Annotated in this window: 9 protein-coding genes and 1 tRNA gene; 9 read left to right on the top strand and 1 reads right to left on the bottom strand. The window is 33.9% G+C overall.

The window, feature by feature from the left end; all coding sequences use genetic code 4:
• The first annotated feature begins 20 nt into the window (after window positions 1-20).
• From LD125_RS02675 to LD125_RS02705, 7 genes are all read left to right on the top strand, one after another.
• The gene (locus LD125_RS02675; RefSeq protein ID WP_250137501.1) at window positions 21-3,131 is read left to right on the top strand and encodes an MOLPALP family lipoprotein; all 3,111 of its coding nucleotides are present in this window, start codon (window positions 21-23) and stop codon (window positions 3,129-3,131) included.
• Between the two features lie 152 nt (window positions 3,132-3,283).
• Window positions 3,284-4,012, top strand: a complete 729-nt coding sequence (locus tag LD125_RS02680) for an SDR family oxidoreductase (protein WP_250136384.1) — start codon at window positions 3,284-3,286, stop codon at window positions 4,010-4,012.
• A 116-nt stretch (window positions 4,013-4,128) separates the two neighbouring features.
• Window positions 4,129-6,093, top strand: coding sequence for a TSUP family transporter (locus LD125_RS02685; protein ID WP_250137500.1), 1,965 nt, complete (start codon window positions 4,129-4,131; stop codon window positions 6,091-6,093).
• A gap of 32 nt (window positions 6,094-6,125) precedes the next feature.
• Window positions 6,126-7,334 carry a sulfite exporter TauE/SafE family protein gene (locus LD125_RS02690; RefSeq protein ID WP_250137499.1) on the top strand — a complete coding sequence of 403 codons (1,209 nt, stop codon included), beginning with the start codon at window positions 6,126-6,128 and terminating at the stop codon, window positions 7,332-7,334.
• A gap of 94 nt (window positions 7,335-7,428) precedes the next feature.
• Window positions 7,429-7,505 (top strand) — tRNA-Ile (locus LD125_RS02695).
• A gap of 116 nt (window positions 7,506-7,621) precedes the next feature.
• Window positions 7,622-10,039 carry a leucine--tRNA ligase gene (leuS, locus tag LD125_RS02700; protein WP_250137498.1) on the top strand — a complete coding sequence of 806 codons (2,418 nt, stop codon included), beginning with the start codon at window positions 7,622-7,624 and terminating at the stop codon, window positions 10,037-10,039.
• A 98-nt stretch (window positions 10,040-10,137) separates the two neighbouring features.
• Window positions 10,138-11,832, top strand: coding sequence for a hypothetical protein (locus tag LD125_RS02705; RefSeq protein WP_250136388.1), 1,695 nt, complete (start codon window positions 10,138-10,140; stop codon window positions 11,830-11,832).
• A gap of 36 nt (window positions 11,833-11,868) precedes the next feature.
• Here LD125_RS02705 and LD125_RS04000 read toward each other — a convergent pair whose 3' ends face one another.
• Window positions 11,869-13,560 carry a phospho-sugar mutase gene (locus tag LD125_RS04000; protein WP_250137099.1) on the bottom strand — a complete coding sequence of 564 codons (1,692 nt, stop codon included), beginning with the start codon at window positions 13,558-13,560 and terminating at the stop codon, window positions 11,869-11,871.
• A 74-nt stretch (window positions 13,561-13,634) separates the two neighbouring features.
• On the opposite strand from LD125_RS04000, the gene deoD reads away from it, so the two are divergent.
• Window positions 13,635-14,384 (top strand): purine-nucleoside phosphorylase, encoded by a 750-nt coding sequence (deoD, locus tag LD125_RS02715; RefSeq protein ID WP_250137497.1) that lies wholly within the window; start codon window positions 13,635-13,637, stop codon window positions 14,382-14,384.
• Window positions 14,374-15,306: a nicotinamide riboside transporter PnuC gene (pnuC, locus tag LD125_RS02720; protein WP_250136391.1), complete on the top strand. Its 933-nt coding sequence runs from the start codon at window positions 14,374-14,376 to the stop codon at window positions 15,304-15,306. Before deoD ends, pnuC begins: the two co-directional genes overlap by 11 nt.
• Window positions 15,307-15,348 lie beyond the last annotated feature (42 nt).

A 15,348-nucleotide genomic window follows, 5' to 3' on the forward strand; every position in this document is an offset into this window, starting at 1 on the left:
TGAAGGAGAGTTGTGTTTTGATGAAAAAATTTTTAGCCATTTTAGCAGCGCTCGGAATTAGTGGTACTGCTATTATGAGCGTGGTTGCTTGTGGAATAAATCCATATACTAATCCAATTGGAACCAAACCTAACGATCCAACCACTGGCGACCCTACTGATTCTGATAATGGAAAAAATGATGATGAAGGCGGATGGAAAAATGGCGGTAATGATTCTGATTCTAACCGTGAAGAGCTACCCGTTCCTCCTATCACTCCTGATGATCCTGATCCTGCCCCTATAGAAATCAAAAACCTTTATGCTAATAATGATAATATTAAGGAAATTTTTGCCCAAGCAACCAAAAGAACTATTTATCAAGACCAATATGGTTTTGATCAACAGTATTTAGACCAGCAATTATTTGGGGGACAAACCGGCTTGACCCCAGAACAAGGCAGTTTAAGTTCAAATAGTAGTCAAGGTGATTTTATTAATTACTATTTGAACCAAATTACAGGAGATGTTAATTTAAATGGTGATAAAGGTTTGGCAAATGCGCTTCCTTTCTTTGATTTTTTACCTTCACCTGTACAAACAATTTTAACAACAGTCATTAATTTATTAGGAAAAGTAGACTTTGCGACCCCAACTACTTTATTAACTACGCTTTCTTTAGCAATTAATTCCTTGGGAATGGATAATAATCCGTTGGTTAATACGATTTTGGGTTATGAAAACGCTGCTCCCATTAAAACTTTGACTAGTCTGCTGGACAATCCTAAATTAAAAGATTTAGTTTTAAATATTAATAAAAATAGTTGGTTAGATGAAACGCGTGCGAACTATACTTTGTTTGATGCTCAAAAGATTGTAATCACAGGAGTAGCTTGAATTCTAGGAATTGGTAATGGAGATGGTGATAAGGCGAACGTACAAGCGTTTGGTGATCATTTAACTGACATTGATCAGTTTGATGCTTCAGCAGATTATTTTGCTACCTTAATTGGAAAGTTAACCCACAAAGAAGATATCATTGAAAATGAGAATTATGCTAATTACTTGTTCAGTGATCCTGAAACAAAAGAATTAAACCAAGACCACCTATTTAAGTTGATTAGTAATGGTTATATTATGTTGTCGTTATTTTCAACTTATCTTGGTGCTTTTAACGATTATAAAGTGGCTAATCCCACTGATCCAGACCACGTTTTTTCTACCAGTCAATCTAACTGGGAAGTGATTAGTCAGGTCCGAAGTCAGAAATTAGGAGAATTAAACCACCAAGGGTTACTAACTATTAATGTTCGTTCCTTAATTTCTAGTTTTGCTTATTATTTAGGTGATTTAGACAAAGAACAAGGACTTTATCGTTTACAAGCTTTATTGGCAATTTTTTTCTTGGATCGTAATTATGGTAATGGGTGAAAGAGTAATCTTAATAGTGGAACTACTAACTTGGTAATTGACTGGGATGATAGTTCGACTAGAATGATTGATCCTAAAGTTAATACCCCCTTGATGACTGTGGTTTCAAAATTAATCATGAATGTCATTGATGTTGATGCTTTGATTCCAGGATGAATCAGTGGGTTATTGAACCTAATTGGAGTTCCGATTACGAATGCTTTTATTCAAAGTGCAATGTATCAATTATTGTTAAGTTTTTCTACCCAAAAGAAAATTGAATTATCTAGTTATTGATCTTTTAATCCTGTTAAAAAGTTTGAAGGAGGAACTAAATTTTTAGCTACGGCATTAACAGGAAATGGTGACTGAATTAATACTTTTTTGGGTTGAGGAAGAGGTAGTGAAAACAACCCGCTTTATTTCTTATTTAACGAAGATATTCCGGGATGATTAGAACAACTTCCTGACTTAATGAGTAGTAAGGGTATGATTGGAGTTAGTGGTCAAGCAGATACGGTTCGTAAAGCAATTGCCCCAATCATTGCTAAAATGCGTGAATTGCAAGGAAATAATGGTCAATTTAACTTAAGGGTTTTCTTTGGTTTACCGTTGTATCAAGTTTTACAAGTAATTAAACTTGATTCATTTGATCAAGACGCTAACCGTTTTGCTCCTGGGTTTGCTTCAGAATATACTGACCAATCTTTGTCAAATTTAATGGATTCACTTGCAGAAGTTGCTAATGTTACCAAGATGGATAATAATGCAACTTTAAAGAATGGTGGAATTGATATTAACCAAATTCTTGGTCTTTTAGAAACAATGTGAGTTAAAGATGAACAAGGAAATGACACTAACATCATCACCCAATTCTTTACTATTTTAAAAACAACCACTGGAAAAGAACGTGTTAATAAAGTCAATGATTTGTTAGGAATTGTTGGTAATAACAAGTATGACACTTCTAAAATTTTAGGAAAATTATTAATCTTTTTAATTCCTGGAATTGATCAAAAACCTGCTAACACAGGAACGATTAAAACTAATGATGGAGAAATTCATTGGGTTAGTGGTGATTATCGTTTGGGTTCACCATTCTTGAATTCAACTAAAAATGTTTTCTTCAAGATTTGAAATGCTTTAAATGTTCCAACCAATTATGATGATGCCTTGCAAGCAGCTTGAGTAACTGATCAAAACAATCAAGCGTTCAAAGAAGAAGCTACTAGTTACCAATATTTGATTGACGGTGATGAAAGTTCTAGTTTAATCGGAATTAACCAAACAATAACTTACCAATGAACTGGAAGTGCAGGAACAGTTCATACAACCAGATACACTTTTAGTTTAACTAGAAAAGATGATCAAACTCCCTTTACACTGAACGTTCATCGTGAGGGTAAAGATATTGTAGTTAATCCAGGGTTGGTGAATGCAACTTATGATGATAGCACCAAAACTTTTACTGCTACTGCCCCAAGTGATGCTTATGCAGGTAAAGAAATTATGTTCTCTTTACCTGATTTAAGTCAGGCTGGTTTAACTGATGCCAACATTGTTGTTAGAGATAGTGCAGGTAATATTGTTGAAAAATCAAGTAATCGTTGAAATGAATGGGTTGCTGGGGATGGAACTAGTGTTGTTTTTCAAGTTAATGATTCTAGTTTAAATGGAGCAACTATTCAGATTACAAATCTTAAGGGTTATAACTCAGTTACTTTCAAGATTGTAATTAATTAATGACGATTAAGAAACTAAAAAGCATAGAATATTATTAAGGAGAGTGTCAATAATTATTGGCGCTTTTTTGGTGCAACAATTTTTAGATTTTTCCTTATTCTTTAATGGGAGCGAAATAATAATTGTGATTAATTAGAAAGTAGGTTCAAATAATGAAAAATAAACCTTTAGTAGCAATTACAGGAGCGAGTGCAGGGATTGGTAAAGAGCTGGCTTTTATCTTTGCTAGCAATGGTTATCCAGTGTTATTGATGGCCAGAAGAAAGGAGATTTTAGATGGTTATGATGAAATCAGAGAAAAAGTTACTGCAAAAGTGGATGTGACTAATTTTGATGAACTTCAAGAGGCAATAACTCTTGGTGAAGCAAAATATGGACCAATTGATTTGATGATTAATAATGCTGGAGTGATGCCATTAGGCGATTATGTGGCTCAACCACGAACAGAAAAGTACCAAACTCTTGATGTTAATATCAAAGGAGTAATTAACGGGATGGATGCGGTTTTGCCAACAATGATTAAAAACCATCACGGTACGATTATTAACATTTCTTCTGTAGCAGGAAGATACTCTTCTTTAAATCATTCGGTCTATAATGGTTCAAAAGCAGCGATTAATCTGTTGACAGAAGAGGTACGCAAAGAGAATGCAAAAAATAACATCCGCTTTACTTTGGTTGAACCAGGATTGGTCAAAACCGAACTATCCAAAACCACAACCATTAGCGAGGCTATGGAAATTTATCAAGACCAAATTGATAGTTTAAACGGAGGTTTGGATCCAAAAATGGTAGCAGCAATGATTTTAAAAATTTATGAATTACCTCAAGAAGTTAACATTAAAGAAGTGATGTTAACTTTAACTGCGCAAATGGTTTAGTCAACAATATAAATTAAAGTTTGGTTGGTGGGTTACTAACAAAAATAGACCATAAAGGTCTTTTTTGGTAGAATAGGAATAGTTTCATCAAGAAGATTTCAAAAAATAAGGAAAGGATGAGGATTATCAAACAAAACCAACCATCACTTCCTGCTTCTAGTACGGATAACTATGAATTAAAAATTAATTCTGAACATTGAGAACGTTTATTAAAAATTGAAGACGATATTAATCTTGATCGAAAAAATATTTTAAATAATTTCACCGCTTTAAAGGCGGTTGATAAACTGAAAAATCATCAAATTGCAGAGTTGAGATTTTTGCACCGACACAAGGTGATTGATAAAAAAGAGTATCTTTTTGAAAAAAAGTTTATTAACGATCAAGCACTTAGTGCAAAAAACGAGATTCTTGAAGAATTAAGTTACAATACTTCGTTTATTTTAGCGCGTTATAGGGAGTTAACTGAATTGCAAAAACACACAAGAATTCGGGAAATTAATAAAAGGTTGTCGAAAGCTCAACGGGAAACTAATCGAAAAATTAAGCTTGATAAAAAACGGGCTAAACGCGGATTGAAAGAAGTTATCACCACCTATAAACAAAATAATGTTAGTGATGAAAAAATTATTGCCTTAGAAAATGAGTATATTAATCAGGTAGTTAAAAAAAATATTCACCAGAAGAATAAACAAAAGAAAATTAATGAAGGTTTAGTTAAATCAACAAAATCAACTTCTTATCAAACTTTAGCAATTATTATTGCAATTGCTGTACCCACCTTATTATTGGTTAGTTTGTTAACAAATTTCTTAGTTTATATGCCGAAAATTAAAGGGGCTGTTATTGAAAGTGGTAAGAGTGCTTATCAATTTAATCATTTAACGACTCCAGGATTTATACTAGCGATGGTTTTAGTTTGTTTGACGTTGTTGGTTACTGCTTTTTTAATTTTTAATTCTACAAAGCGGATTGTAATTGATGCGAATCAAAAAACCACCAAATTAGCTTCAATTGGTTTTGTATCTTCATTTTTTGATATTTTAGGAATTGGTTCGTTTGCCACTAGTTTAGGAATGATTAAAGCGACTAAAACAATTACCAACGATAAATTGGTTCCAGGAACTTTGAACATCTCTTTTTGTGTACCAATTACCATGGAAGCTACTTTTTTGGTGGGGGCAATTAATGTTGATATTGTGACATTGGTGGTCTTGGTGATTTGTGCTGTGATTGGGAGTTATCTTGGTGCTAGTTTAATTAATAAATTTGATGGAAGAATTGTTAAAATTGTAATTAGCGCAGCACTATTTATCGCTGCAATTATCATGATTTTGACCACTCCTCAAGTTCATCTTTTAGGTGCTGCTCAAGGAGCAAGAGCGTTAACTTCTTGATGAAAATGATTGATTGGAATTTTAGGTTTCTTGTTGGTAGGAATTTTAATGAGTTTTGGTGTCGGTAGTTATGCCCCAAGTATTGTTATTTTAAGTTTACTTGGTATGGGAATGATTTATATTGCTCCAATCATGACCTGCTCTAGTGCGTTTTTAATGCCTGTAACTTCTTATAGATTTTACAAAGATAATAATTATTTACCAAAAACTAGTTTAATTATGATGCTTGGTGGAATTTTTGGCGCAACTACTGCTTTCTTGTTCTTTTATGTGGGAATTCAAGCAGGAGTAGGTTTGGATCGCAACGGAATTGTTTATCAATCATTGATTAAATGAATTACTGTTGTGGTAATGCTTTACACTTCCTTAACAATGTTTCTTGAATTATTATCTACTCCTCGCACCAAACAAATTAGTGGTCGAAAAAAACACCCTCGTCGAATTCCCTTATCAAAGATTGTAAACAAACAAGATTTAGATCAAGAAATTAAAAAGCAATATCAGGCAATGCTTTCTTATTATCACAATGATTTAGATACTAAGAAAATTGTTGAAGCAGAAAACATTCCGATTAATGAATGAATTAAAACTTCAAATGATAAAAAGACTCAAGATAAAGATAGTTCACCTTTCTCTGACTCACAAGAAAATAAGACTACTTCAACTGTGAATAAAAAAACTTAAGAAATGAATTAAAATAAAATAAGGGAAAGAATATGAAGAAAAAGAGCAATCAACAAATTCACCAACCTGATGAATTTGCCAAATCTAATTTGATATCTAATCATGAAGGGTACGAATCGTTAAAGTTTAAAAAACTCAAAGCAATTTTGTTGATTGCTGCTCTTTTATCTTCCTTAGCTACAGTATTAATCGGTTTATTGGTAGCCTACTTGGTCTACTATCCAAAAAGAAAAAATGAGGCCGGTGTTCTCAATGGTGCTTATCTAGTAAGTGATCATATTGGTTTATTTGTGGTAGCAATGGTTTTTTCAGCTACGATTGTTGCTTTCACTATTCTTATTGTTTTAACTTCAAAAAAACAGTTAATCATTGATGATACTACAAACCTTGCTAAACTTACCAGCATTGGTTTTATCGCATCGTTTACTGATGCTATTTTTGTAGGTTCATATGTTACTACGATGGGATTAAATAAAGCATTCAAAACCAAAATGGTTCCATCAAAAATGCCAGGAAACATGACCATTGGTTATGCTCCTGCCCAAATTTTAGAATCGACGATTTTTTCTGTTGTTTTTGATGTTGACATCGTTACTTTGGTAGTAATGATGGTTGCTTGCATTATTGGTGGTTTGGTTGGTTCTTGAGTTAGTAAGTATGTTAATAACCAAATTTTTCGCTTGTTTAGTGGAATCTCTCTTTTTATTTTCGGAATTATTATGATTTTGGTCCACCCAAATATTGCTGTCATTGCTCAAGTGGCTTATCCTACTGTCAAACTGGTTGGTTGACGTTTGGCAATTGGAATTATCGCTTATTTTATTTTAGGAATTTTTTCTGCTCTGGGACTAGGAATTTTTGCTCCAAGTTTAGCAATTCTTGCTTTATTGGGTTTAGAATTTGATGCTATCGCAGTGATTATGTCTGTAGGAGCAGCTGCAATGATGCCCCCAGCGGCAATTAAATTTATTAAGGATAAAAATTATGATCCCAAAACTGTCATTCTCTTTTTAACTGGAGGATTGTGAGGGTGTTTAATTTGTTTTCTGGTAATTTACTTAGGAATTCAAATTGGAGCTGGAATTGATTGAGATACTTTTAAAGATGTCTTAAAATGAATTGCAATCGTAGTAACTTTCTACTGTTCATTGATGATGCTTTTTGATTTTGTTAAGATTTATGGTCATCATGGTTGAAATGAAGAAGGTCCACCAAAATCAGAACAAAGAAACCAAAAATAATTATTCACCAAATTAACTTAATTAATTAGCAAAAACTTTGCTAAAACTCTTGCATTCAAAGTGGGTTTTACTTAAAATAGTAATTGTTGTTTATCGGAATATAGCTCAGCTGGTTAGAGCACTCCGCTGATAACGGAGAGGTCGTTGGTTCAAGTCCAATTATTCCGACCATTTAAGAAAATAATAAGCACCAAGAGAAATCCTGGTGTTTTTTCTTTGCTAGAAAAAAATCTTTGTAAAAGGTTGATAAAATAGTAAAATAGACAAAGATAATAAGGAGCAAGAGAATGGACTTTTCCCACCGCGCGATTGAAAAAAAGTGGCGTTTGTATTGAGAGCAAAATAAAACTTACCAAACAACCAACACCCATGATAAAAAATCCTACATTTTAGATATGTTTCCTTATCCAAGTGGTTCTGGTTTACACGTGGGTCACGTTAAGGGTTATACAGCAACTGATATTATCGCTCGTTATAAACGAATGAATGGTTATGATGTTTTACACCCTATTGGTTATGATGCGTTTGGTTTACCAGCTGAACAGTACGCGCTAAAAACAGGAAATGATCCCCGAGAATTTACTTTAAAAAACATTGCTGTGTTTCGTGAACAATTGCAAAAGTTAGGCTTTTCTTATGATTATGAAAAAGAGGTTAATACTTCTCATCCTAATTTTTATAAAACTACCCAATGGATTTTTGAGCAGTTATATCAACAAGGTTTGGCTGAATTGCGTTATGCTGATGTCAATTGGTGTCCAGAATTAGGAACAGTGTTAGCAAACGAAGAAGTGATTGTAGTTGATAATAAAATGGTTAGTGAAGTTGGTGGTTTTCCTGTTGTTAAAAAACCGATGCGTCAATGAGTTTTGTTGATTACTAAGTATGCTGATAAATTATTAACTGGACTAGATGCTCTGGATTGACCATCATCAGTGAAGGAATTGCAACGAAACTGAATTGGTAAATCAGAAGGGATGGAAATTAACTTTTTAACTACGTTTGGTGATGAATTAAAAGTTTTTACTACTCGTCCTGATACGATTTATGGAGTAACTTATCTTGTTTTAGCTCCAGAAAATCCGATAATTTCTAAGTTAACTGCAGTTGAACAAAAAGCGTCGGTTGAAGCGTATCAAGAGTTGACTCAACAAAAAACTGAGTTAGAACGAAAAGATGATTCTCGTCCCAAAACTGGTGTTTTTTTAGGAAGTTATGCCTTGCATCCTTTGACTGGTGAAAAACTTCCCATTTGAATTGCTGATTATGTTTTAAACGATTATGCTACAGGAGCTGTTATGGCAGTGCCAGCTCATGATACGCGTGATTGAGAATTTGCCCAAAAGTTTAATTTACCAATTAAGTTTGTTTTAGAAAGTAAAAGTCAAATTAAACCTTTTATAGGTGATGCCAAACATATCAATTCTGAAACCCTGAATGGTTTAACAACCACCAAAGCTTTGAGTGTAAGTAAAAAAATATTGAGCGAGCAGAAAATTGGGGTTGTTAAAACTAACTATAAACTACGTGATTGGTTGTTTTCTCGACAACGTTTTTATGGTGAACCCTTTCCGGTTCTATATAATGATCAAGATGAAATCATCTTGGTTGATCCTGCTCAATTACCAGTAACTTTGCCATCAGGAGAATATATTAAACCAAGTGGAACTGGCGAATCACCATTAGCAAACTTTCCTGACTGAGTTAATATTGAGCAAAACAATCAACATTACCGTCGTGAAACTAACACAATGCCCCAATGAGCTGGTTCAAGTTGGTATTTTTTAGCCTATATTTTAACTAATACTCCCAATGAATTAATTGATATTAATAGTCCTGAAGCCAGAGAACGTTTTAAAAAATGGTTACCTGTTGACCTTTATGTTGGAGGACAAGAGCATGCGGTGTTGCATTTGTTGTATGCACGTTTTTGAAATCAAGTTTTGTTTGACCAAAAAATTGTTCCTTATGCTGAACCTTTTCAAAAATTAGTAAATCAAGGCATGATTTTAGGACCAAACGGAGAAAAAATGTCCAAGTCAAAGGGAAATGTAATTAATCCTGATGAGATTATTGAAACTCATGGGGCCGATGCTTTGAGGTTATATGAAATGTTTATGGGACCAATTGATGCTTCCCTACCTTGGAGTTATGAAGGATTAGATGGGGCGATGAAATGATTAAACCGGGTATACCGGTTAGTATCAGGAAACCAGTTTAGTCATGAAAACAATCATCATTTAGATTTTGTTTACCATCAAGTGGTGAAAAATTACACGGAAATGATTACTGATTTAAAGTTTAATACTGCTATTTCACAATTGATGGTTTTGGTTAATGCTATGTATAAAGAAGAGTCTGTCACTATCTATCAACCCTATGTGGAAGGATTAATTTTGATGTTAAGTGTTATTACTCCTTATTTAGGAGAAGAGATGTGATTTTTACTTGGTCATGAACCAAGCGTAATTCTTCAACCTTGACCAGTTTATGATGCTGAAAAACTGGTATTAACTACCACAACAGTTGTTTTTCAAGTTAATGGAAAAGTTCGGGGAAAAGCAGTGGTTAAAAAAGGTTTGAGTCAACAAGAGTTGATTGCACTGGCGAAAAAAGATCCTCACGTTGAAGCTTATTTGAGTGGCAAAGAAATTGTCAAAGAAATTGTAGTTTTGGATAAAATCGTGAACTTTGTCATCGAATAGAACTCTGCATCTGGCTAAAATTCTTTTTATTGTTGCAAAATGAAAAAATAATGATTACAATAATTTCAAACGTTTAGAGAAATTAGAAAGGTCAAAAGATGCGAAAATTAACTCGACAATTAATCCTTCTAGTGGCTGTCTTTGTAGTTTATTTTGGTTATTCTGCTTGGATTGATAGTTTAGCTTTGTATAAATTGGCTGGAATTTATGTAACAACCAATGGAGGTCAACCTGTATTGGCTTCTGGAGATGTTCTCATTCAAGCAATCCTGACTTTACAAACAAAAATGGGTACTTTGGGAGTTGGTGCTACTTCAGTTAATGTTGGCGTGATGATTACTAATATCAACCGCTGGTTAATTGAGAATAAGAGTAGTGCTGATCTCTCTGCGCTTACTTTTACATCTGATGGAACCACTTATAACATTTCTGAGCTCCAGGTTACTGGAGTTATGGCTCAAGATTCCCTACTTTATGCAGTCCTAGCACCATTTAAATTAGTTTTGGTCGGAGGAGTCTTTGGTTTATTAGTACCATTAACCAAACAGGTATTTTTTGGTACGGTTGTTGGGGTCAAACAATACATCAACGCTCGTCGCAACAATGTTTTATTCAATTACCAAAAAACCATTGCTTATGTCTCAAGTTTGAATTCAAACCTTCAATTGGGAGATTATGAACAAATTAAAGCTTCTTATGCTGGATATACTGGTTTAGTTTTTAAGCCAAAATTCTTGGATGTGATGATGGATGATATTGCCAACTCTTTAATTCGTGAACAAGACATGAGTGTCTATGTTAAACCCTCAGAAGTGGTTTTAAAATCAGTGAAGCAAATGTATGAAAGAGAACGGAAGTTGGCAATTTCGATGCGTCCTGATGAAATGTTTTTTGACCTAAAACGTGGATATGAAGCAACTTCAATTGGTTCGAAGTACGTAATCGCTTACTACAAAACTTTAGATACTAATACTAATGGTAAAAATAAGCTAGGTTGAAAACTCTTTTCTTTAGAAATGTTTAAAGCAATTATTGCGATGATTGCAGCAATTATTCCAACAGTGATTGTTGCTGTGATTGTGTTACCAATTCTTGCCAAGAATGGGATTGGGGCTGGTAAAGCAACTCCTGGGATAATTTTTGGGAGCTTGATGCTCTTTACAATTATCTTTCACGCCATTTCTGTTTTTAGCAAAACTCAATATCATTTGAATTGAAAAACTTTAGTTTTACCATCACTTACTTATTACTTGCTTTTAGCTTTAGCTGCATTTAGTTTTGTTGTTGGTTTAAATGCGGTGATTAACCTAGGATCAATTGTTGCTCCTAATACTTCAACTACCAAGATGTGACCGTGATTTTCAGCTGTAGCTAACTTGGTATTGACGACTTCGCTAATGTTCTATGTTGTTGCAACGTTGATGGATGGTAATGTTTCTCCACTTGGTTTAACTAATAAACTCTTTGTTGATGGAGTGGTTCTGCCAATTATTGCTTGGGTTTTAGGAGTTTGCTTCAACCTTTATGGAAACTTTGCTAATAATGGTGCTCACGCAGGAACTTATAATGGAATTGCTTTTGGAATTACTCTTGGTTTTTGAATCTATCTTTCAATTTCTAGTGTATTGTTAAATAACATTGTAATCCCTTCTCATAAAAGACGGGTAGCATTGAAAGCAGAATTAGCTCACGAAGGTCAAGAAGCTCTGGATAAACGCGCTCAAGCTGATGGTGGTAAAACAAAAAAAGCTGATGAAAAAACCAAAGAAAAAAAAGACCAAGACGGAAAATAATCATTATGGTTAAGTTTAAAAAAAGTAGGATTAATCCTACTTTTTTTGTGGAAGATTTAATAACTCCCGTAAAGCTTTTTCCAATTTCACTTGCGTACTTTTTGCCTTTCTTGCACTTGTGGCAATAATATTGAAATAAATCTTTAGTTTCGGTTCGGTTCCTGATGGTCGTAGTGCAATTCAACTTCCATCTTGAAAATAAAACTTTAATAAGTTTTGGCCAGGCATATTATATAAACCTGGTAAGTAATCTTCGGTTTTTTCAATTTTACTATCTGCTAGTTGAACTAAACCTTTTGTCCGCAATTCTTGCATAATTGGATCAATCTTGGCAGTTTTTTCTTCTGGTTTGAAATTTAAGTTAATAGTGGTCGTGTCATAATAGCCATACTTTTTGTAAATATCATCTAAGACATCACTAAGAGTGCGAAAGTCAACCTTGGTCTTTCAAGCCAACTCTGCAATCATAACCGCCGCTTGAATGCCATCCTTATCTCTAGTGGAATCATCAAGGACATAACCAATTGACTCTTCATAAGCAAAGACAAAGTTTAATCCTCGTTCTGGTTCTTGGTTCATTTCATGCCCCATTCATTTAAACCCAGTTAGAGTTTTAATTACTTTAACTTGGTATTCATCTTCAGCAATTCGGTCACCTAAATCAGCGGTGACAAAGGATGAATACATGACTGGGTTTGAAGGTAGAGTGTGCTTTAATTTCATTTGACTAAGTTTTCAATTAATCAAAAGTGCCCCCACTTGGTTCCCAGTTAGAATTTCATAACCTTTTTTAGTTTTAATTCCTACTCCCAAGCGATCGGCATCGGGATCATTAATTAAAATAAGATCAGCATCATGTTGTTTTGCATAAGCTAAAGGATACTTTCAGACAGGCGAGAATTCAGGATTGGGATTACCAACATAAGTGAAGTTCTCATCTGGTTGGCTGTGTTCTTTAACTTCAATCACTTCATAACCTTGATGTTTTAATAATTTAGGTGTGTACAACCCCCCTGTTCCATTCACGCTGCTATAGATAATTTTCAGATTAACTTTGCTAAGACTGCGGGGGTAAAATTGTAAATTGTTAATCATCTTCTTATAGGCACGAATTACCTTATGAGGTACTTTACTGATTAATTTTTTTTGAGGTTGGAAATTTCAAATTAAAATATCATCAATTTTACTAATTTCTTGACTGATAATATCAGTATCTTGAGGCATCAATTGACATCCTGTTGAATCATAAATTTTATAACCATTATATTCAGCAGGGTTGTGTGAAGCAGTAATAACAATTCCTCCCAATGCCTTTAATTTTCTAGTGGCAAAAGAAACTACGGGAGTGGGTTGCATCTGGTTTTTTTTAAATAAATAAACTTTAATTCCTTCACTTGTTAAAACTTCAGCAGTCAACTGGGCAAACTTTGTAGAATTGTGACGCGAATCATGACCAACGACCACTCCTTGACTAAGTTGATTGGGATATTTTTCTTTTAACAATTGCGCATAACCACGGGTAACTTTTTTAATGGTATAAACATTGAATCTTCCTGGTCCTGCTCCCATGATTCCTCGGATTCCTGCTGTTCCAAATTCTAACTCTAAATTAAAGGCATTACTCAATTCTGTTGGGGTAGCTGATGAAAGAATTTCTCTCATCTCTTCATCAAGTTCGGGATTGTTTTTCCATTCTTGATAAAGCAATTTTTTTTTATCAAAGCCCATCTTTTCCTCCTTATTTAACCTATATAATCTAATTGTAATTGATATTTATATCAAAAAGACACAGGGAGGAAAAAATGACAGTACATATTGGTGCTAAAAAAGAAGAGGTAGCGAAAGTTGTCCTTTTAGCAGGTGATCCTTTACGAGCAAAAAAGATTGCCTTGACTTATCTTACTAATCCAAAATTGGTAAGTGAAGTCAGAAATATGCTCATGTACACAGGAACGTATCAAGGGATGCAGTTAACTATTGGTTCGCACGGGATGGGTGTGCCTAGCATGGGGATATATGCTTATGAGTTATTTAAATTTTATGATGTGGAAACAATTATTAGAATTGGAAGTGCTGGAAGTTATCAAGAAGATTTAAAAATCTTTGACGTTTTTAATATCAAAGAAACTCATGGTGATAATGATTTTCTTAAATCAATTGGAGGGTCTAACAAAAGAGTTGTGCACCCTTCTCCATATATTTATGATGTGTTAAATCAAACTGCAGCAACAATGGGAGTGAAGTTAAAAACTGGACTTGCTCATTGTTCTGATGTATTTTACAATCCTGAAGGGTTTGATGTTCTGGGAGTTGCAAAACAAAACAACTACAGTGTGGTTGAAATGGAATCTTATGCTTTGTTTGCCACGGCTTTAATTACTAAAAAACAGGCCGGGGCTTTATTAACAATTAGTGATAGTTTTGTTAGTCATGAAGAACTTAGTGCTAGTGAGAGGGAAAACAGTTTTAATCAAATGGTTGAGATTGCCTTGCAAAGCGCTTTACATCTAAAAAATTATCCTGTTGAAGGAGGGAAAAATAATGTCAAATAGAACGATTGAACAAGAATTTATGAAAACTAAATTCAAGAATTTTTTAGGAGCAAGAGATGTTTTTAAAGATTTAAAAGAATTACCCAAGAAGTTCCAGTGATTTTTGGTACTGGGAATTGTAATCGTCTTGGTTTTTAACTTTGTTTCGGTCACTGCTAAAAGTGGTGAATCACGATTTTTACCCTTACAACAATATGATAGAGTGTTGGTGGCTGGATCAGTATTTGGTCAAAATGAGAGTTCAGCAATTGCTGTTGCTGTCCTTTATTCGCTAAATGGATTGGCCGCTTTTACGGGGGTGTTGGCTGTAGCAATGATTGCTTATAATCGCGCTTCACAATACTTTTGAGGATTAATCAATGCTGTTTTCTTTGGTTTGTTTGCTTTGTCAGTTGGTTATGTTGGAGACTTTTTCATGAACATTATCTTAATTGTCGGCGCTTCAGTCGGTTGATATCTGTTTGAAATTGTTGGTTTGGGAAACAAAAAACAAAAAACTCATTCTTTAAATTGAAACTTAGCCTTTTATTTATTAATTGTGCTGATTACCTTCTTTGTAATCATGATGTGATATTGAGCGCTTTCTCCAGCTGCTACTGATTTATTTGGTAAAAGTAATAATCAATATGTTCATGGTGGTACTGGGGTTAATGGACAGACTTTACAAGTTTTAGATGGAATTTCAAGTGGGATGAATACAGTTGGGTACGTAATGCAGTTAACTAACATGAGTCAACAGTTCTACATCTGGTTTTTCTTAAACATTGTTAAAATTCTTAAATTTACTGGTTTAGCTGGTCGTGATACTTTGAATGTTAATATGTTAATTCAATTTGGAGTTTGATTTACAATTTCTTTAATCGGTTTATATAAACGTAATTTTGAGAGTTTGTTTGCTAAGTATTTTACTAAAAAGAAGTAAAAGCATAGTTCTTAATTTTAAACTTCGGGAAAAACGCTATAA

The sequence above is a fragment of the Mesoplasma sp. JKS002658 genome (genome assembly GCF_023566355.1).
Classification (GTDB): Bacteria; Bacillota_I; Bacilli_A; order Mycoplasmatales; family Mycoplasmataceae; genus Edwardiiplasma; species Edwardiiplasma whartonense.